The sequence below is a fragment of the Psychrobacter immobilis genome, from assembly GCF_003148585.1.
Taxonomy (GTDB): Bacteria; Pseudomonadota; Gammaproteobacteria; order Pseudomonadales; family Moraxellaceae; genus Psychrobacter; species Psychrobacter immobilis.
This window is the reverse complement of record NZ_QGGM01000002.1, coordinates 53,516-73,850: the sequence shown is the minus strand read 5'-3', so window position 1 is coordinate 73,850 and position 20,335 is coordinate 53,516. Positions and strand designations below refer to the sequence as shown.

The 20,335-nt window shown below is 42.5% G+C and carries 11 protein-coding genes; 4 read left to right on the top strand and 7 right to left on the bottom strand.

What is annotated here, in order from left to right; translation table 11 throughout:
• The first annotated feature begins 199 nt into the window (after positions 1–199).
• Positions 200–1,564, top strand: coding sequence for a DUF2868 domain-containing protein (locus tag C8D84_RS02320; protein ID WP_109589741.1), 1,365 nt, complete (start codon positions 200–202; stop codon positions 1,562–1,564).
• 130 nt (positions 1,565–1,694) lie between these two features.
• Entirely contained in the window at positions 1,695–3,335 is a 1,641-nt protein-coding gene (locus C8D84_RS02315; RefSeq protein ID WP_109589739.1) for a DUF3482 domain-containing protein, read from the top strand.
• A 38-nt stretch (positions 3,336–3,373) separates the two neighbouring features.
• Here C8D84_RS02315 and C8D84_RS02310 read toward each other — a convergent pair whose 3' ends face one another.
• From C8D84_RS02310 to C8D84_RS02300, 3 genes are all read right to left on the bottom strand, one after another.
• Entirely contained in the window at positions 3,374–4,390 is a 1,017-nt protein-coding gene (locus tag C8D84_RS02310; protein WP_109589737.1) for an ArsA family ATPase, read from the bottom strand.
• A 33-nt stretch (positions 4,391–4,423) separates the two neighbouring features.
• Positions 4,424–4,702: a cory-CC-star protein gene (locus C8D84_RS02305; protein ID WP_407691868.1), complete on the bottom strand. Its 279-nt coding sequence runs from the start codon at positions 4,700–4,702 to the stop codon at positions 4,424–4,426.
• A 138-nt stretch (positions 4,703–4,840) separates the two neighbouring features.
• Positions 4,841–6,520, bottom strand: a complete 1,680-nt coding sequence (locus tag C8D84_RS02300) for a carbon starvation CstA family protein (protein ID WP_055125815.1) — start codon at positions 6,518–6,520, stop codon at positions 4,841–4,843.
• Between the two features lie 296 nt (positions 6,521–6,816).
• Here C8D84_RS02300 and C8D84_RS02295 point away from each other — a divergent pair, with 296 nt between their 5' ends.
• Both C8D84_RS02295 and C8D84_RS02290 read left to right on the top strand, forming a co-directional pair.
• The gene (locus tag C8D84_RS02295) at positions 6,817–7,485 is read left to right on the top strand and encodes a hypothetical protein (RefSeq protein WP_055125814.1); all 669 of its coding nucleotides are present in this window, start codon (positions 6,817–6,819) and stop codon (positions 7,483–7,485) included.
• 102 nt (positions 7,486–7,587) lie between these two features.
• Positions 7,588–8,151, top strand: coding sequence for a hypoxanthine-guanine phosphoribosyltransferase (locus tag C8D84_RS02290; RefSeq protein WP_045447249.1), 564 nt, complete (start codon positions 7,588–7,590; stop codon positions 8,149–8,151).
• 80 nt (positions 8,152–8,231) lie between these two features.
• Here C8D84_RS02290 and C8D84_RS02285 read toward each other — a convergent pair whose 3' ends face one another.
• The 4 genes from C8D84_RS02285 to C8D84_RS02270 form a co-directional block, all read right to left on the bottom strand.
• On the bottom strand, positions 8,232–8,750 hold the full coding sequence (locus tag C8D84_RS02285; RefSeq protein ID WP_109589733.1) for a MepB family protein: 519 nt from the start codon (positions 8,748–8,750) through the stop codon (positions 8,232–8,234).
• Between the two features lie 37 nt (positions 8,751–8,787).
• A complete protein-coding gene (recD, locus tag C8D84_RS02280; protein ID WP_109589731.1) occupies positions 8,788–11,001 on the bottom strand; it encodes an exodeoxyribonuclease V subunit alpha in 2,214 nt (737 codons plus the stop codon).
• Positions 11,002–11,075: 74 nt separating this feature from the next.
• Positions 11,076–15,617, bottom strand: a complete 4,542-nt coding sequence (locus C8D84_RS02275) for a UvrD-helicase domain-containing protein (protein WP_109589729.1) — start codon at positions 15,615–15,617, stop codon at positions 11,076–11,078.
• A 69-nt stretch (positions 15,618–15,686) separates the two neighbouring features.
• Positions 15,687–20,183, bottom strand: a complete 4,497-nt coding sequence (locus tag C8D84_RS02270) for an exodeoxyribonuclease V subunit gamma (protein ID WP_109589727.1) — start codon at positions 20,181–20,183, stop codon at positions 15,687–15,689.
• Between the last annotated feature and the right edge of the window lie 152 nt (positions 20,184–20,335).

Here is a 20,335-nt window from a genome sequence, read left to right as displayed (position 1 = left end):
CCCTCTGTTTTTTTACACTATTGTCATTATCATTTTGTTCATTATTCATTTTGGCTGATTTTTATTGTCTTTACCATGATAAAAATGCTTAATAAATGTTCATTTTTTAACATTTGGCGAAGGCGTGTCCTCATATATACGCTACAATAATCAAGAATTATCTCCTACATAAACGCCTTTATATGGATGTTATCGCATTATGCTATCACCCCAAGATCAATTGACTGAGTTGGTACGCACGCTTGAGACGCAGCAACATGTCTTTGCCACTGACCCGCTACTTATCACGGAAAAACTACAAGGTGAGGATGGCAAACCCATTCAAAAATTGCACCGCCGAGCCTCACGCATCGATAGTAATGGTGTGCTGGCACGAGTATTGGGCAAAATTGACGGGCGTATCAAAGGCATCATGGTGGTCATGAGCGTGGTGTGGTGTCTCTCGGGATTTTTGGTATTATTCACCTTACTACAGACCAATGTGGTGAATTTCTTTTATGTCTTGGTTTGCTTGCTGGGTTTTCATACTATTATGCTGTTAGGCTGGCTGGTGATGAGCATGATTAATCAAGGCAAGCCGTCTTCGAATTGGTTTGCCAATTTTGTCAGTCCCAGTTATCTGATACGTGGCAAGGATGATGTTACCAAGGCGGCAGTCGATTTGTACGAACGCCAATTACAGCATAGCGGGATGCGCTGGTATTTGGGGCGCTTTAGTCATCAGTTATGGCTGGCAACGTTGACGGGCATGCTGCTGGCGATTATCTTCCTGTTGATTGTGCGTCAGTATAGCTTTAGCTGGGAGTCGACTTTACTATCCGATCAAGCGCTAATTACTTTGACACAGGTACTTGGCTGGTTACCAAGTATGGTGGGATTCGATGTGCCAAATAGCAACGCTATTGTACAGAGTCGCTTGGTGACTGATGCGATGCCATTGACTGTTGCGCGGCAATGGGCAGGCTTATTGGTTGGTAGTTTGCTGATGTACGGTATTGTACCAAGAGCGATTGCTTGGGCGTTTTGCGCATTGATGTTCCGTCGTAAAAAGATGCGGTTGGACATCAAGCAGCCTTATTATCAAAAGATTTTAAACTTTTGGCAACGTCAGGTGGTAGATGCTGATGACTTTAAAGAAGTGCCTGCGTCTATTGCGCCAAAAGCAGCTGTCAGCGCTGGCAAGAAGCTGGTTGCTTTGCTTGAGTATCCATCAGAGCAAGATAACTGGTGGCTTGCAGGTCTGGATGCCAATATTAATAATAGCGAGATAGAGAATTTCGGTATCGTTGATGATCGTGACGATATGGCACGTCTGAAGACGTATTTAGACAATCATCCAGTGCAGGTCTTACTTGGTATTCATCATAAGGCCTTACCTGACCGTGGCACATTGCGTAAACTTGATCAAATCGCCCGCCATGCAAAAGATGGGCTCATTGTGCAGTTGCTGAGTGATTCAAGCGCTTTAGAGTTAACCAAGCAGGTTGCAGACGATCAAGATGTTCGTTATCAGCAGTGGCAAACCGCACTCTCTGCCCGCAACATTGGTCTAGTGAATACTTGATTGACTAGCCAAAATGGGATTATCAGTTACTTAAGACAAATGGTTAGTATTAATACCGAAATAGCACACAATTTGTTCTACAATAAAATCCACTGTATGTTTTGATCATTAATAAATATAAGACGATATTATGAATAATGATAATAAAAAAGAGAACTATGAACACAATAAGCCTGCTGGTCTCTTTGCAGATAAGGCTTATGAGGCAACCCCTAATACCGCAAACAGCACTTTAAAATCAGCTGTAACTGAGTCAGTGGAAACTCAAGACAATCAACCTTTATCAACTGAACCATTAACAACAACGACAAGTATGACAAGGAAAACCATCGCCAGTGGTGAACCGCTAAAATTGGCCGTCGTTGGTCATACCAATACGGGCAAGACATCCATACTGCGTACCCTATTGCGTGACGTCTATTTTGGTGAAGTAAAAAATGAAGCCGCAACTACCCGTCATGTAGAGCAAGCCAAATTAACAGACAGCCAAACGGGCGAAGTGTTGGTGGTATTGTATGACACACCGGGTTTAGAAGATGCGTCAGGATTAATGGATTGGTTAGAGGACAATACCGCCAGTCGGCGTGATGGCATTGAGCGTTTGCAACAGTTTTTGGCAGCAGACATTGCCCAAGGTGGTGATGAGCTAAATAGCAATGAGGACTATAGCCAAGAGGCCAAAGTTATCCGGCAGCTGCTGGCAAGTGATATGGCCATTTATGTCGTCGATGCACGTGAGCCGGTACTCGGTAAATATAAAGACGAGTTAGCTATTTTATCTTGGGCAGCGATTCCTGTTATGCCGGTATTTAATTTCACTGACAGTCAGGATGCCAATATCGACGAGTGGCAGACTATGCTGGCGCGTCGTAATTTGCATATTTCGACGCGTTTTGATTCGGTCGCGTTTGAATTTGAAGATGAGATGCGTCTATGGCAAAATCTTGCGACTATGCTCACTCACTCAGAGATGCTTGAGCAATTGATGGCACGTCGTACTGAAGACTGGGCACAGCTTTATGATGAGGCAAATATTATCATTGCTGATTTTTTAATCAATGTTGCTGCTTTTGTTCGTGAGATTAGTGAAGATGACGACCCAATGCCAGTATTACAGCAAATGCAAGAGGCCGTGAGACAAAGTGAACGGGCGATGCAGAACAACTTGCTCAATTTATATAAGTTTTATGACAATGACGTAGCGGCAACGCCACTTGAGTTAAAAGCTTATCAACAAGATCCGTTCGACCCTGAGCTGCTAAAAAGCTATGGTATTCGCACCACTTCTGGCGCGGCAGCTGGCGCGTTATTGGGTCTTGGCATCGATGCTGCAGCACTTGGTACTACTTTAGGATTAGGTGCTGCCATTGGCGGTATCGCAGGTGGGCTGTTATCTAATACCAGTAGTATTGCCGATAGAATCACTGGGGTAAAACGTTTGTATATCGACCCTGCAACATTGACCTTGTTGGCAACGCGAGCGATAGATTTATTGACAGCATTGCGCCATCGCGGTCATGCAGCAACTGATGCCACGCAATTGCTGTATAAAGTTAAAGGTGAGAAATCCAGTATTGAACAGTCGTTAGATGACGAAAGCACCACTGTCACACCATGGCCGACACATAAATTGCCAAGTGAGCTCAAGAAAGCTCGTGGTAAACCGCAATGGTCATCACTCAGTAGTGGTAAGTCTGAACAAGCGCAGCTATTACGAGCAGATATGGCATGGTCGCTGGCAAGTAAGCTACAGTCATATAAACCTGAGTAATGATAGCCCAGCTTGACTAAAGTCGTAAATATGGCTGCTTAAGGAGATGGGCGTAATAATGCACTTAAGGCAAAAGTACCACGCACATCGGTTTGTTGCAGATATATTGGGTATAACGGATACTTGGGAAAGCTTTGCTCAATATCTTGCATTAATTGTTGTTGGCGCTCAGCTCGATGACGCCAAAACGCATCAGACTGGGTCGGTGCTATCAATTGATTAATAACGATGGCGGCTGGCATGAGCTTACTGTCTTCTAACTGCTCTATCGCTCGCTTTGTTTCAGCCAGTGGCAATACGTCAGCCGTCATAACTAATACAATGGCGGTTTGTGTACGGTCATGCAGTAGCAACCCTGCCTGACGAAACAGCTGTTTACGTTTCTCTAGTACGGATACTGCTTGCTCCCAGCGGTCAGTTTTTTTTGCGGCAAATGGATTGGCTAAGTCATTTTTGTTATTGTGTGGTTCATGACTGCCTAAATGATTTGCCACTGAGCGAAGTTTTGCTTGCCTTCGCTGCTGAGCGAGCAATCCATCCGTCCATGCCCCCATCATTTCAGGCAGCACTAATAAACGCAGTGTATGTCCCGTCGGTGCGGTATCAAAAATGACGTGCTCATAGCCGGCATCTGCTGCTGCAACCAAGTGCTGACACATAGATTCGAGCATGGCGGCTTCTTGTGCGCCAGGTGCTGATTTTGATAGCCGTAGATGCTCGCGAATTTTTGGCATCATATCTGGGTTTGCATAGGAAGTAATGGTGCGTTCAACTTGGGCAAAATGCTCATCAACGATGATATCAGGGTTTAGTTCAATAGCATCTAGACAAGAAGTTACTGCTGTTTTTTGGTTTTTTAGTGGGACGTTTAACACATCGCCCAAGCTGTGTGCTGGATCGGTCGAGACAATCAGTGTCTTTTTGCCTTGATTGGCATAATAGCTGGCAAGTGCGGCGGCAGTGGTGGTTTTACCGACACCGCCCTTGCCGCCGATAAATATAATTGGCTGTGTCGTTAATTGCTCTACCAATGCGGATAAAGGGTGTAATGCCATACTTGTATCTCATTTTAATGAATTCAAAGGAAGCTAGCAGCAACCTACATGGTCAAAAGGACATCTATCCATGCCCATTCTGGTATGCCATTCATGGAAGTTTTCTAAAAATAACGGCTGCAACTCTAAGGTATAAAAGCTGGCAGGATTATCGATACCTAAGCTTTCAGCAAACATGAGTAGCATAAAAAAATCTTCTTCATCACGTGCGGCGCGTGCCATTGTCTGACGATAAGGCGCATGATAAAACTCATTTAACCCAGCCGCAAACCGTTGCCACCATGGCGCAATATTTTTTATAGGGTTTGTCATATTTGTGGTTTCCATGAAGATTTTTATTTTGCGTATACTTATTATCTATCATGCCTATATGAGACAAAAAACGCCAGCAATTGCTGCTAGCGTTTTTTATACATTTTAGTAAATATTTAACTAGGCATTCAACATGGCTTAGAGGTTGCTTTTGCCTCTGTGTATCGACCATTCTTTGCGTAATACAGATAGACTCTCAAACGTCACTAAAATCGTGGCTATCAAAATAATGATATCCATAATAATAAGCAGCCAATTACCATCATTGAAAAAGGTTTTTAGCTGAATCAATAACGCAAAAACCGTCATGACCAATAAGAATGACAATGGCCCCAAGGTATACCACACAGGTCTGCCTTTACGTAACAAGATAACGGTGACAATCATCAAGGTTAATGCAGCCATGAGCTGATTCGTCGTGCCAAATAACGGCCAAATAATCATACCGCCAGCACCATCGATGCCACCAGCACCAAAGGCTAATAACAAACAGCTACCAACGGCAAGCAATGTTGCCACCACACTTTTATTTAGAACAGGCAGTTTATAAATTTCACCAAATTCTTGGAAGATATAGCGTTGCAAACGTACCCCAGTATCCATTGTAGTACCAGCGAACAATGCTGCCATTACCGTCAGCATCGTCTGTGATAAAACCATATCAATGCCGACGCCTGCATTCAGTATGGTTGCACCGCCATCAATAAAGGCACCAATAGAGCCGTCACCAAATTTTTGATAAACGGCTTGCCAGTCGCCAAGGGTTGCAAAGCCTGCTGTTGCCGCAAGTATTGCACCCAGTGCCAGCATCCCCTCACCCATGGCACCGAAGTAACCAACGAAACGTACATCCTCTTCTTTATCAATCTGCTTAGATGTCGTACCCGTTGCCACCAAACCATGAAAGCCTGAAATTGCACCACAAGCAATGGTCACAAACAATAAAGGCACCATAGATGGTGTGCCGATTGGCAATGCCGTGTTTATCGCTGGCGCGACAATATTCGGCGTCGCAATAAAGATGGCAGCGTATAACAAAATTAGACCGACAAATAACTGTAAGCCATTGATGTAATCGCGCGGCTGCAAGAGCATCCAAACCGGTAATAAAGAAGCGATTGCCGCATAAGCAAACAAAATAATAATCCAAACAGCATTGTCAGGTAAGCCTAAGAATGTCTCAGGCAATACAACAGGGAACATAGGACCAAGATAGATAAGCCCATATAAAGCTGTGACCCCAATGATTGATACCCAAACCAGATTCATCTTATAGCGATAAATACACTGACCGATAATAAAGGCGACTATCAAAGCCCCCCAAACAGGTAGCACAGCGGACGGGGTTTTTATCATCATATTAGCAATAGCGACGCCGAATACCGCATTTACCATGAGTAATAATAAGAAAATAACGATCATCATCAAGCTACGCACACGTGTACCCATGACAGTACCGGCAATCGAGCCAATCGATTGACCTCGATTGCGCATACTAGCCCAAATGGCTGACATATCGTGGACACCTGCCATAAAAATCGTGCCCAATACTACCCAAATGATAGCAGGTACCCAGCCCCAAATAACCGCAATGGCAGGACCAATAATCGGAGCCGCTCCTGCGACTGAAGTAAAATGGTGTCCCCATAACACGTATTTATTGGTGGGGATATAATCTACCCCATCTTTCATAGTATGCGCTGGCGTGGGGATACTGTTATCCAATGCCAATATTTTAGTAGCGATAAATTTTGAGTAAAACAGATAACCGCAAAGCATCGCGGCAACAGCAAACACTAGCACGATTGCACTATTCATCTTATCTCTCCTTAGACAAGTAATAGGTAGCCTTATAAGTTCAAGCTTTTTAATTTAGAATATAAAAAATATGTTAAATTAGTCGGCGACTAGTGACTTAGCGCACCTGTCCAAAGGCTGTTTATAGAAGTACTGTGGTATCATCATCCATTAATAAGGCTTTGCATTCTATCGTTAGCACATGTCACTAGTCAGCATATGGTGAGTCTTTGACTGCAACCCATCTAGATACTAACTGATTTAACGACAAATGTAACGCTGGTTAAACATGAAAAACAACAAATAAAGGAAGCACCATGGCGCATTATTTTGGGTTTGTACCTTCAGATAAATTGAAAGCATTAATCATTGACGCTGAGCAAGTGATTGCCTCAAATGAGGAGGTCGAATACTACCCATATCGTGATGCCCTGACGCATCAAACAGCACGTGATCTAATCGACAATTTGTTGATTGGATTGGTAGATATTATTCCAAACCCTGAACGTCAAGCTTCGATGCGCAAAATTGTTGGCACAGTTGAAAAAGCGACAGATACGCTGCTTAATATCTTACTCGGTAAAGAGAATAACGAAGAAGTAATGCCAAGCTTTCATTTCTTGAGAGATCGGGCGACGTTTATTGATAATGAAGGTGTAAAACGAGTGGGTTTCAAATTATCTGATGCAGATGCGCAAACCATCGAAAAAGGCTTTGCTGCTATCACACCTGAGCAAGTAGATATGAAAGCATTTAAAACAGCGCTTGAAACCATGAATGAAGAGACATTGACTCACTTTATCAGCCGCTATGCTGAAACGCTGAAACTTGGCATGATTAAACGCAAAGCTGTCCCAGTTGCCAAAGCCGCCATTGATAAAGGCATGAGTATGGCCTTAAATAAGTTGCTACCCGACCTACCTGATCGCTCTTTAAATCGTTTAGCAAACTATTACCGCCCTTTCATCGTAGAAAAGCCGGAATAAATGCCAGTATTTGATTAATTTTGTCTCAAAACACAGATGGCATTGGGCAAATTCACTAAAATTTGCTAAAATAAGCGGCACTTTTTACCGAAGGCGCACCCGATGACCCAAATCAGCAACCAAGAAATTGAAAAAACATTACGCAACTCAGAGTGCCTTATCAGTAGCATCGAAGTAGCCGCTGCTTATGAGCGCCTTGCCGCCCAGCTCAACCTACATTATGCTGGTTTAAATCCAATCGTCATGGTTGTTATGAATGGTGGACTTATTCCAGCTGGTCAACTATTGACTCATTTGACGTTCTATCATCGCATGCATTATATTCATGCATCACGCTATCGTGATAATGCAGGCACCAATGAGCTAGATTGGAAATTCAAACCTGATGTTAGTATCGAAGGTGAGCATGTATTGCTGATTGACGATATTTTTGATGAAGGTATCACGCTAAAAACAGTTGTCGAAGAATTAAGTAAAGAAAAACCTTTATCACTTGAATGTTGTGTGTTGCTTAATAAAGAGCATGATCGTAAAGTTGAAGATTTTGATGTTGATTTTGTCGGTATCAATGTTGCAGATCGTTATGTCTATGGCTGTGGTATGGATTTCCATGGTTACTTGCGTCATCTGCCTGGCATCTATGCCATCAAAGAAGACAAAGTTTAAGTTCTATATTTGAGTTCAAAAAAAGCATCCAATTTGGATGCTTTTTTATTGCTTAGATTTTGCATTTACTATTAATTTTGCTACTCATACAATGCCCGTATTTTTTCTGTAGGCAGTATGTTTGTACCAGTCACCACGAAGAAATAATCGAGTTGCCAATTCTGTGTCTTCTTAGCAGTATTACTGGTTGGCTTATCCCAGCTAGGATACACCCTGATACCCATCTTACCTTTTGTAAAATGAGACTGAAGAATATTATGTCTAAGCAAGACATTTTTTGGAAAAACAAATTGCCCAAATGTATGGTTGTCTTTAAATGCGGTGATTACTAACAAGTCTGGTGACGAATCATATTGAAAAGGTTGATTAATACCTTTGGAATCCTTTTCCCAAAAGGTAACAAACTGCCCTACTTTGGTAGGTGTTTGTTTAGCTACTCTGAATCTAACTGTTTTGACAGTCAGTCTGTTCATTAATTCAAATGTACCAGCAGCATATTCTAGATTTTGTTGTTCTTCTTGAGTTGAAGCAATAATCAATTGGTTCGGCTTATAAATAACTTCATTAATATGCTCTAGCACAGTATCAAAGGTATACAACTCTAGTCCTCTTTTTATATTTTTTAGTATTTATCTATTAACGCTGAGAAAACTGTAATGCCAAACCTGTGTGACGCTCAGTAGGTGTTTGAACAGCCTTTTCAAAAGCAGATTTTGTACTATATATGGTTACCTGTTTCTTAGCACGGGTCACCGCCGTATAAATAAGCTCTTTGCTTAGCAATCTAGCATGACTATTATCAAAAGTAATGGCAACGTGCTCAAACTCAGATCCTTGCGATTTATGAATGGTCATCGCATATGCGGTGGCAATCACCTCTTCGTTTAGCAGATTGACAGGAATCCCCTGTGTTTTATTCTCGAAAAACACTTCTAATCGACTTCTTTCATCCGATGTCTGTAAGCAAAAACCAATATCACCATTAAATAATCCTAACTCGTAGTTGTTTTGCAGCATCATAACAGGACGACCATGAAACCATATGTTTTGGCCCAATGGTAGCTTTAGTTCAGTTAGGTGCCATTGAGTGAGATAGTTATTAATGTAGTGATCGCCCCATTCACCATTATGACCAGCACTTAGAATTCTGAATTCATTAAATGTCTCCATTAATGATGTAATCGTATTCTTTACTGATTCTGGCATGGATTTTTCTATTGGATCTCTTAGGAGTTTTTTTATTTTATTTATATATTTAATATATTTTAACGATATTTTTGGAATTAATTTTTTATTACTTAGGCTATTTCTTGTCTTATTATCTTTAAGCTCATTTGTTTGCAGCGTATTTACATATTGAAAACTCAAGGCTTCATCCTGCCTTAACAGCTGCCAGATGGCTTGCGTATCTATCTCTGCCTGATTAATTTGGTAGGCAAGTTTGCCAATACCTGATTCTGCGCTAAATCTGCGGCTTTCGGTTAACTCTGCATGAATGGGTTGTAACAGTGGAATACGGCACAAGTCAGCCAACACTGCTCCTGCATCTACTGCTGCTAGCTGGTTTGCATCGCCCAATAGTATCAGTCTGGCACCTGGTTTTACTGCACTTACGAGATAATTGGCCAACTCGACCCCGAGCATCGACGCCTCATCAACGATGATAATATCTTCGCCAAGTGGATTGTTAGTATCGTAGCGCGGTCTGCCCGTCCGACCAATACCTAACAAGCGATGGATGGTTTTAGCTTCTTGTAACTGTAGATCAATATCTGCTGTATCGAGAGCAGCTTGTAAAGATTCTTGCATGCGCTGGGCAGCCTTACCAGTCGGTGCTGCCAATGCCAGACTGGCACTGTCCGTACTGAATCTAATATTTTCAGCCCCGTACCCCCCACTCTCCGTCGCTTGCTGGAGCGCAATGACTAACTGAGCAACGGTATAGGTTTTACCTGTGCCTGGGCCACCAGTGATGATGCTAAATGCATTATTATTAGCCACATTAATAGCTGCTACCTGCTGATCGTTTAAATTTTTTGGTATTGATATATTTAGAGGGGTTATCTGTTGATGTAAAATAGTATTAATGTGCTGTGCTAAGTTAAATTCTGCTTGCCAAGAACGATGTAGCCAAAAAGTTAGTGATACTGTTGAACCTTCTGTGTTTTGACTGTTAACCTGTTTGTAAATAATAGGTTGATTTTTTTTGCTTAGGCTATTTACTTTATCGTTATTATTAATGCTACTATTAACTTCAGCAAACAAATCATGTTCGTTAACTAGGCGTATAAAAAAACTTAAGTCTGTATTTTTCAACAATTGGTATAGCATAGCAATCATGTCAAAACGCTTGGTTAGCACCTCTTTTTCGTGGTTGCTAAGCGCCAATTGCATCCACAGCTGCTCTTTCTTATCAAATAGCGTGTCTAGCAATACGAATAGCGACCTTTCAGTTATAGAGTTATCTTCTGATTGCGTATTTAGTTTGCTATCTATTAGCGCAAAGATTGGCATTGCTAGCATCTCTAATAGCTGTTGCTGCCAAGCATATAGCGTAACTACCTCATTATTGATTTGACCTTGCAATGCTTCTTCATGCTCAGCGTCCTCAATGGTTAATACGGTATGCCCCTCTTCCAAATGAGTCGCTAACATAACGAATAAAGCGGTGAATAAATTACTTTCTTCTGTTTTAGCGACTTGCTTGCTATCAGTATTAGCTTTTGCCTCTGTTGCGTTATAGGCTAAATACGTTTGCTCGCGGCGTAGCAATATATAATCACTGATGTTACTAGCCCAGCTTTGTTGTAGCCCAATTACTGCCTTACTCTCTTTTTTATTATTACTCATAGTATGCTTATCTCTATATTAAAATAGTTAATCAATATCATGTTTTTTAGCATTTAATCATTACTTATAGCCTACTAATCGGGCATGCCAAACAACGCATCCAAACCTTTAATAAAATCGATTGGAATATCCCACGTGACTAATCCATAGCGGTCGTTGTGCATTGAGTGGCTATTATCAGCCTCTTTAACATCTTGTGATAGATCATCAGCTATTTGAGAATTGGGATCGTACACACCTCGTAAAAAAACATACTCCACAGCGCCTAAGTACTTATCTTCATTGCCTGCATAATCAGGTATTCTTATTGAAAGGAATCGATGTAACGCTACTTGATAAATCGCTGCTTGTAACCAGTACCCTGCCTTGGACATTGCTTGCTTAAGTGTATTTTCATTGTAATCGCTTAGGCTATTTCCTAGAAAGTTACTTTTATAATCGACAACATAATACTTGCCAGCATGTTCGTACACTAAGTCAATTTCGCCGCGCAGATAACGATACAAATGTGCTTTATTTTGCGGAACAAGAGTGACGTGTTTGTCCATCTCATTAGGGAGATACTGTTGGAAGAGTTTACTGATATCCTGTGCTTTAAAGTTCTCTGACAACCCCATATTGAACTCTAACTCAGAAAATCGCTGACCTTTATTAAGAGAAAATAAAGGTTGATTGGAGGCCAATAGCGGCGCATGTAGTACCTCCTCAATCCAAGCAATTAATGCCTCATGCTTGGTAGCATCTATTGAAGCAAGATCAAGTGAGCTAGTATTGAATGAACCGTCGTCGCCTTGCTCTTGCTTCTTCGCTTGTGATCGACGGCCTTGCTGCTCAGCGCTACTATAAACTAGAGGCAGTTGATAGCTGCTGATAGCTCTATCGATAACCTGAGACCACTGCGCTTTATTGCTGAAATCAATTTTTTCAAATATCTCATGCAAAAACGTACCCGCATTAGCACCTTTCACAAAGGTAAAGCGGATATCATCTTCTAACTTCAGGCTTAATTCACCAAGTGCTTCTAGAGATTTTTTACTGCTGGGTGATGCTGAGTTTGACGTTAAAAGTTCTGCCATATCAATGTCTATCGCATCATCAATACGCTCATCCACTATCGCCATTGTTTGTGTAGATTCATCGAGCTGACGAGCCAAAGCGGTAAAGCTGGTCTTAGCCCAACCATAAAAATAATTGGTTTTCATAACCTCTGCAAAAGACGCGTATTCAATAGTCTCTGTGGCAGGCTTATGAACATCTAACTTGGTTGCGGCTAGCTGAACATTGTCATTTACGCCTGCTGATTTAGCATCGTTGCTTGCGTAATTATTGTCATAAAACTCATTAACCTTATGCCCTCTGAGCATGCCTATGGTGCCTTTGAGCCTATCAGGTAGTTCAAACTTTGCTTCTGGCGATTCAAACCAATAAAACACTGGTTTTCGCTTCATATCTCTTGTGTCATTAGGGTCTCTCAGAACAACATAAAGCTGCTCACTGGCACGGGTAAAGGCCACGTAACCTAGTCGTCGCATCTCATCGAAATCTTCCCGCGTTTCGATATCGGTGTAGTAGTCGTCTGTGGTAGCAGAACCTTGTATCGGTGAGAAGCGGCGTTGATTTCCTGTTGATTGACTATCTAGTGACTGCTGTACTAATGCTGAAGGTGCTTGATCTGCGTTATATAAATACAGGCCATACTTCTCATTGGTGCCTGACCTCCTACTGGCATCACCCATTCCCAGTACATAGACAATGGGAAACTCAAGCCCTTTGGATTTATGAATGGTCATTAGCTGCACACCAGACTCTGTCGGTAGCGGATATTGCTTAGCCCAATCGCTATTGGGCGCGGCATCTATATTTTGTCTAAACCAAGCCAATAGTTCATGCTCACCCATACCTAGGCCATACTGCGCCAAGATATCCATCACATGACGCAAATCCATGATATGACGATCGCCTTCTGGATGAGCCGCTAGCGCTTGCCAAACGCCTTGCGGCTGTATGGGGTTTTTATCTAACAAGTAATGCAATGCTGACAAAATACCAAAGTGCTGCCAACGCTGTGCGCCTTCTTTTAGATAAGTAATAAAATCTTGATAACTTTTTTTATTATCAGTAGCCTCATTAACTGAGGTATCCTTCGAATTAGAGTTGTGTGAATGGGCGCTTGTGGTACTGCTGCTATCAGTAACTCCTGACTCATGATCCGTCATCATGGCTTTGATGTTTTTAATACTCAGTCCATACAGATGACTTGTCAACACCCGATTAATCATGTCATGACGATACGGATATAGCATGGCACTCAGCAGCGCCGCCACATCTTCTGCCATGATGGTTTCAAAGATACTGACATCACTAGTAGTCAAGGTCGGTACATTAAGCTTAATCAACTCATCCTCAACCCGCTTTAAGTCTTTTTTGGTACGTGCCAGCACGCCGATATCACTGGGCTGAATAAGCTTGCCTTTTAAGGTCTGACCACTATTGAGCAAAGTCGCAATATGACGTGCTGTGATTTCATGCTCATCGTACTCAAGCTCTTTGTCTTTATCATATGGTAAGTGTAATACGCTCACTGGCTGGGCAGAGAGCACCTCATTCACTAAAGTAGTGCTGTGAGCGTCTGGTTCATTAAACCAAGACAGCTGATTTTCTGGTTTTGCCGCTTTGATATGCTGGTAATAAATACCTGCGCCTAATTGAGCTAACTTGTTCTCGCCAGTGGTTACATCAGCCATGCCGAACCAACAGTTTAGGGCATTAATCACACCAGCATTTGAGCGTCGGTTAATATCGAGCGTCCAAAGCGTGCTTTTATCAAATTGAGCTTTCATGTAGTTATAGTTGGCCACATCGCCACCACGAAACCCATAAATAGCCTGCTTGGGGTCACCAACCAATAGCAAAAACTCATGGCTGGCTTTTTTAGTAGCTGACTGTTTATCATTATCAGCAACCTTGCCCTTTTTCTTTGGTAAATAGATACTTTCAATCATAATGGCTTGCGCGCCATTGATATCTTGCGACTCATCAATCAACGCCACAGGATAGTGATGACGAATATAACGCGCCAGCTTTTCGCCTTGCCGACCCGTTAATGCTTGGTTTAAACGCACCATTTGCAGGCTAAAGGTCGTCTCACCACGCTCTTCCAAAATAATTGGTAGCCTGTCACGTACAGCCAGCACAATGTGGCGGTTAAGATTTGCTAATACCAATAACATATGCTGATTTAACCCTTCGACCATATCTAAGAGCACCATTAACTTACTAATGGTTTCTAACTCAAAAAGTGTCTGATGCTCTTTTTCTCTATCTTTGTTGAAGTTCTTAATTTTGCCATCTTCATTTGGATATCTCGCATCCTGCAAAGATGTCAGAATCTTATTTTCACGCTCGTTCAAATGGCTGTTAAATACTAGCTGATATTGCGCTACCTTTTGATGGACATCTACAAGAGCATCAAAATGATTGGTTAAATTAGAATTTCCACGAAATCCTTGAGACTTTCTATAATCAGGGTTTAAATAAGGCTGAATGTCTGCTAAATCTAATTGGGCAAACTCATAAATTAATTTCTCATACGCAGTAAAGTCAAAACCTTGCTCTAGCTTTATCTCATCAATCGGTGCTGAAATAAAGTTAAGCGAGCGAGTCACATATTTTTTATGATCACTTACGGCAGTCAACTTGCCTTGCTGATCCATAAGCGCATACAGTTTAGGCTGCTCATGATGCAAGCGGCTTTGAAACTGACGCAGCTCATCATGAATAATACTATCGGTCACCTGCTCTATACTGCTTTCTTCGATAATAGCCATACCTTGCTGATGACCTGTCTCGCTACTGTACTCCTTCAGCCATTTTTGCGCCAAGCTATCGAGCGTACCCACAAACAGTTTATCCAACGTCGTTAAAACCAGTGCGGTACGCCTGATAGCTTCCGTCATTGGATAGCTGTACACATGATCTAGCAAATAACCAACGAGATGCAGGTTAATGGGATCTTGCATGATGCCATCCAAGCGCACATATTTAGCCTGTGCTACCAACCAATCTTCACGGTCTTTTTTTGCTTGCGCACGCTTTGTGGCAGCAGCTTGCTTATCAGTAGCAAGGTCTTGGTTTAACTCATCAGCGCCTATCTCAGTATTTAAATCCGTACTTGATTTTTTGCCCTCTTGTTTATCCTTATCGCTTTCAGGCATCACCTGCAATATATTGGGATACAAAGCCTCCTTATTACTGATGTCAGCACTTAAACTGTTGACCCACTGCAATAATTGATAAAAATCCACCAAACGATCATGAATACGCTGACGCATCTCAGCGGCAGCGGCTCGCGTAAAGGTAGTAGCAATAATTTGCTCTGGCGCACGTCGTGCTTCAATTAATAGGCGCAATACAATGCCTGTCAACGTCCAAGTTTTACCAGTACCAGCAGATGCTTCAATCAGGTGCTTGCCCGTTAGGTCAACATCAACTGCTGGTATGACATCAGCCTTACGCTCATTCATAGGATCTGAGTGAGGCGCATCTGAGTACTCATCGAATAAATATGGCTGTGTAGAAAGTTCAATGATATTGGTTGGATCAGTCAAGTCTGTCATATGGGCGCATACTTTTAATTATTATTTATTGGATCAAGAGAGCAGAAATCGATTATCCTAAATGACTAGCTAGCCATCTAAGTCAATTAACGCAGTAAACATCGGCTCATATAATGATTGAGCCAATGTAGTCAATGCCCCTGATAAAGCCTTAAATGCATCTTGGTCACGCAGTACATATTGCCAAATGGCATGCTGCGAGCAAGTATCATATACTGTGTCTGTATGATAGCCAGACCGTAACCAATCTGAAAAGTCTGCTCGTTTTGGCCAATAACTGCCGCCTTCACCATTTTCAGACTTTGAACACTGATCAAGGTAATTGAGTGCATATTCTGGGAGTAATGTAATAGGCACTTGCCCAGATAGCTTGGAAAAAATCGCCCATTTTATCAGCTCAATCACAGCATCTTCATACACAATTGGGCTTAGCTTAAATGCGATTACCTTGTCATATTTCTTAACTTGTGAGCTAGGCTTATTAAAGCGCCAAATACTCACCCCATCATTTAATGCCGCTTGCTCGGCAGTGGTACGTCTGGCCACTTGCCAATACAAATGTGATAACCAAAATTTGAGTAAATGCCTAGGACTGGCAGAATTGGGCAATATATTTAACCATTGCTTGGGTGATTGCTGAGCATAGGGCACGCTCGCCTGAAGGTGAGAATGGCTGCTATATGAATCTGTCGGTACTAATACAGGTACTGAGCCTTTGATCTTAATGATTTTCGGCAACAACTTGAGCAGCGTTTCTACCTCTTCGATATCTGCTTGGCTTTTTGACTCGTTATTAATACTATTTAGCAAGTTTGCCAGCTCTATCTGAACAGGATGCTCGGCGGTTGGCGTTAGTAGCTGCAAACCTGTCGTACCCTCTGCTCCATCTTCATTAGGTACAATATTTTCGCCAAAACTATTAGCTATTAACTGCTCTTTAAATTCCAAACATTGCTGTTGCAGTTTTTGTTGTTGATTGGGTAGCGTGGTTTGGCGAGCCACACCTGCTGGCATGATTTTTTGATACATCAGGATTGGAGTAGTGGTTTGGGCCGCTGCATTACTATTATTCTTACTCTCATCAGTAACCAACTGTTTAATCAAATAGTCTTTTATTTGATAGGTAGTCAAACTGTCTAAAAACAGCGGCTCTTGCTGCGACAGTGCTTCTTCACCTTGCACCACATGCACCTTTTGAGTACGCAAAAACGCTTTGGCAGGATGGCGCACTTGGTACGCCAATACTCCTTCAACGTCTATCTCTCCAATATTAAATACGCTATCAGATACAGCTTGGGTGAGCACCTGAGTCATATCACTGATATTGCTAGTATCAACAACACCCTCTAATGCCAATAGTTCAACCAATGCAGACAAGGTTTGGTTGTCTACTCGACCTAACTGACCCAAGCCTTGACCAAGCATCTTAGCGATTGCTTCGTACTGTGTCTTTGTGGGCAAGCCAACCAACTGTACCTGCTCACTAGACACTCTGCCCTTTAGTGTATCAAATACAGCTTGCCAAAGCGGCGCAGGCGGAAATTGCTTTTTTTGCGCCAATTTGGTTTTGCGCATGGCTTTACTTAAGAGAATGTCCAGCTCATCAATCATCTCAACAGGGCTGGAATCCTGAGCATTGATATTAACGTTGGCATTGTCATCAATATCAGAAGACGCTTGCTCAGAAACATTCGTACCTTCAATTTCTGTTTCAAACAGACTCTCATGAAAAGGCAGAGCAGGATGCTCAGTCACTAGCCACTGCTTAATCAATTTAGGCAAATAACGCTTGAGACTCTCGGTAGTGGGATCAATATTCTCAGGTAATGTCGCCAGCGAGTTCACCTGCCACTGCACCTCACCTTGCAAGAACTGTAGCAATTCGCTTACTGGGTTGGCTGGCAGGTGCTCGTGGGTGTCCGTCAGGCTTTGACCGTTGTAAAACATCCAGCATGCACTGCGTGCGCACAGCAGGGCATCTAAAAATGCGCCATTGTCATCATCTTCACTGACTCTATCACCGCGACGTGAGTTAGTCGCTTTCATCAAATCATAGCGGTTATCACGGTCACGCCCAGGGAACTCTGAGAGATCCATGTTGAGCATGACCACCAACTCAAAAGGCACGTTCCTTAAAGCACCAAACTTACCAAAGGTAATCACCCCAGTTGGCTCCGCACTGACTTGCTGACTTTCAAGCTCGTTTTCGATACTGTCTAACATAAAGCTCAACTTTAGTGGCAACTGCTCCACACCTGCCAGCTTTTGCTCTACTTCTCTGTTGTCGCTATCACCATTAGAGTACTGTCTATAGTGACGATTGGCTCGCAGACTTGATTTAAATCCATTCATCGCATTGTAGATGGCTCGCATGGTACGTGTTTGATCCACATCACCAAAGTAACGATGAATCACTTGTCTCTCAATCTGATCGAGCCAATCTTCCGCTTTCATTTTTTGTATATGGTCATCCCGTCGTGCGACCAAACCGGTATAAATGCGGCAAAGCGCTTCAACAATCAACGCATCATTTAAGCTGACTTGTGGTAGCGGTAAAGTCATTTCTGGTAAGGCAGTGCTTGGCCATTCATCCTCATCTAAAGGATACAAGCAGTCGCTCAACTCAGCCTCTGGCATGACCAGACCTAGGGTCAATCTGTCTAACGCTTGCGCAAAACTAAAGCGATAGTCATAGTCATTACTATCCAAAGTTTGCTTAAGATGCAGCTCGTCGAAACCGCGAATAAAGCCTGCCTCTACCAACAAATCACAGCCACGGCTCATCTGCTCATGAGTCAGCCCAAAGCTTTCAAATAAAGGAGGCAACATAAGCCAATCTAAGACTTCAGCCGCTTCAAAACGGGCGCTATGGCTACCCAATAGCTTATAAAAACCAATAATAGCTTCCCATAACTGGCGAATGTCCGCATCAACAACACCTGTCACTTTAGCGGGCAAGGTCAAACCATCCTGACCTCTGCCACTGACAAAGATAGAGCCAATCAGTGCATGATGACGCTCAACATCGGGTAGCAACACAACAATATCGGATATGTGGCGTTTTTTCTCACCAGATTTGATAGGCTCATTTAGCCAACGACCAATCATGATACGCAGCACTTCAAGTTGACGCTGCAAACTATGACATGAGTGAATGCTTAGGCTATTATCTTGCGAGGAGATGGCCCAAAGACGGTCTTTCTCAAAGCGCTTATTCTCCAACGCCTCATCTTCATACCAAGCCGTTGCTTGTTTATCATCATCAACACTTGACTCTATTTGCTTGCTCACTGCTTGCGAAACTGTAGCAGCCGTTGCTTGCTGAGTCGATTGCTCATCAAGCATCAACACATCGTTCTGCAAACGTCGTAATAAACTTAGGCTATGTTGGGCATCTTGAGCACTAAAATCATCATAAATGCTTTCATCTGCACCACTATCAAAATTATCTTGCCACTCTACTATTTCTTCTTGGTATTGCTCATTACCCGATAAATTGGCAAGCATGGCAAAGGTATCACGAGATTGCTTACCCAAACGCGACAGTAAACTGTGACCATAATCACGTAAAAAGACACTTTCAGGGTTAATAATCTGCTGACGTTGTAACCAAGATTTATCAACAATATCCGCCCAAAACAGCTTTGACGGATTATAATGTAATAGCGTGATATTCATGTACTTCGATAAACGCTGTAAAAAATCTAGCTCGGTCTGTGGCAACTGCTGAATGGTAAATATACGCAGTACTTTGGGCAACTGAGCACGCTCATTCGCCTTATTATCTTTCAAAGCCGACCAGAAGACATCTTCAAGTGCCACGCGGTATAAATGAACGTCAGCAAACAAATGCGACCATAAAAATCGTTGCGCAGCCTCTAACTCAATATAATGCTCAACCAGCCATTCAGGCGTGCCGCGCGCATACTTATCAAAACGCAGTGACAATGCATCTTTCTCCGCTATCAACTCATTCACATTTAGCGGCTTGTTTTGCGACCATAATGTCAACCAATCCTCACGGTGAGTCAAATAGCGGTTAAACACCCTAGCCAAATCGCTTGCCAGCTGCCAAATACGGGCATCTTGTTGTGCCTTGTCCTTTATAATGTCCTGTCGCACATTGTCTTGATAAATATCTGCCTGTTTCTCATCAATCAAAGAAGCTAGTAATGGATGAACCAGATGTTTTTCATCTGCAACAATCGCCTCTTGATAGTAGGTCAAATACCCAAACAATCGCCACTGCATGACCGTTGGTGACAACACCGCCACTTCAGGCACATTAAGAGTTTCCGCTTCAGGGTTTTGCGCTAGCAAAGAAGCGTTATGGCGGGTTAATACATCTTGCATGAGCGTCCATTGATGCTGACCCCAGAACTTAGTACGCACCAAGGTACTAATCCCAGCACGACTGGCAATGGTTTTATCCAACCAATCGCCCAATACCATTGAGGGCACAATAACAATAAAAGGCTCAAAAACAGGCTGATCCTTAGACTGATATTGCACAAGCAGTTGATCAACAAGGTTTTCGGTGCGGTGCGATTGAATAATGGTAAACATAGAGGATAGTCTGATTGAAGTAATAGTATGAGTGATAATGTGATGTAGACGGTCGTGAATGCCTGAAATGGAATAGCATTTGCGTTAACTTTCTAATGCATATTGATGGCTGCTAAGGAATACCACGAAGGATACTCACCAATCTATGTTTC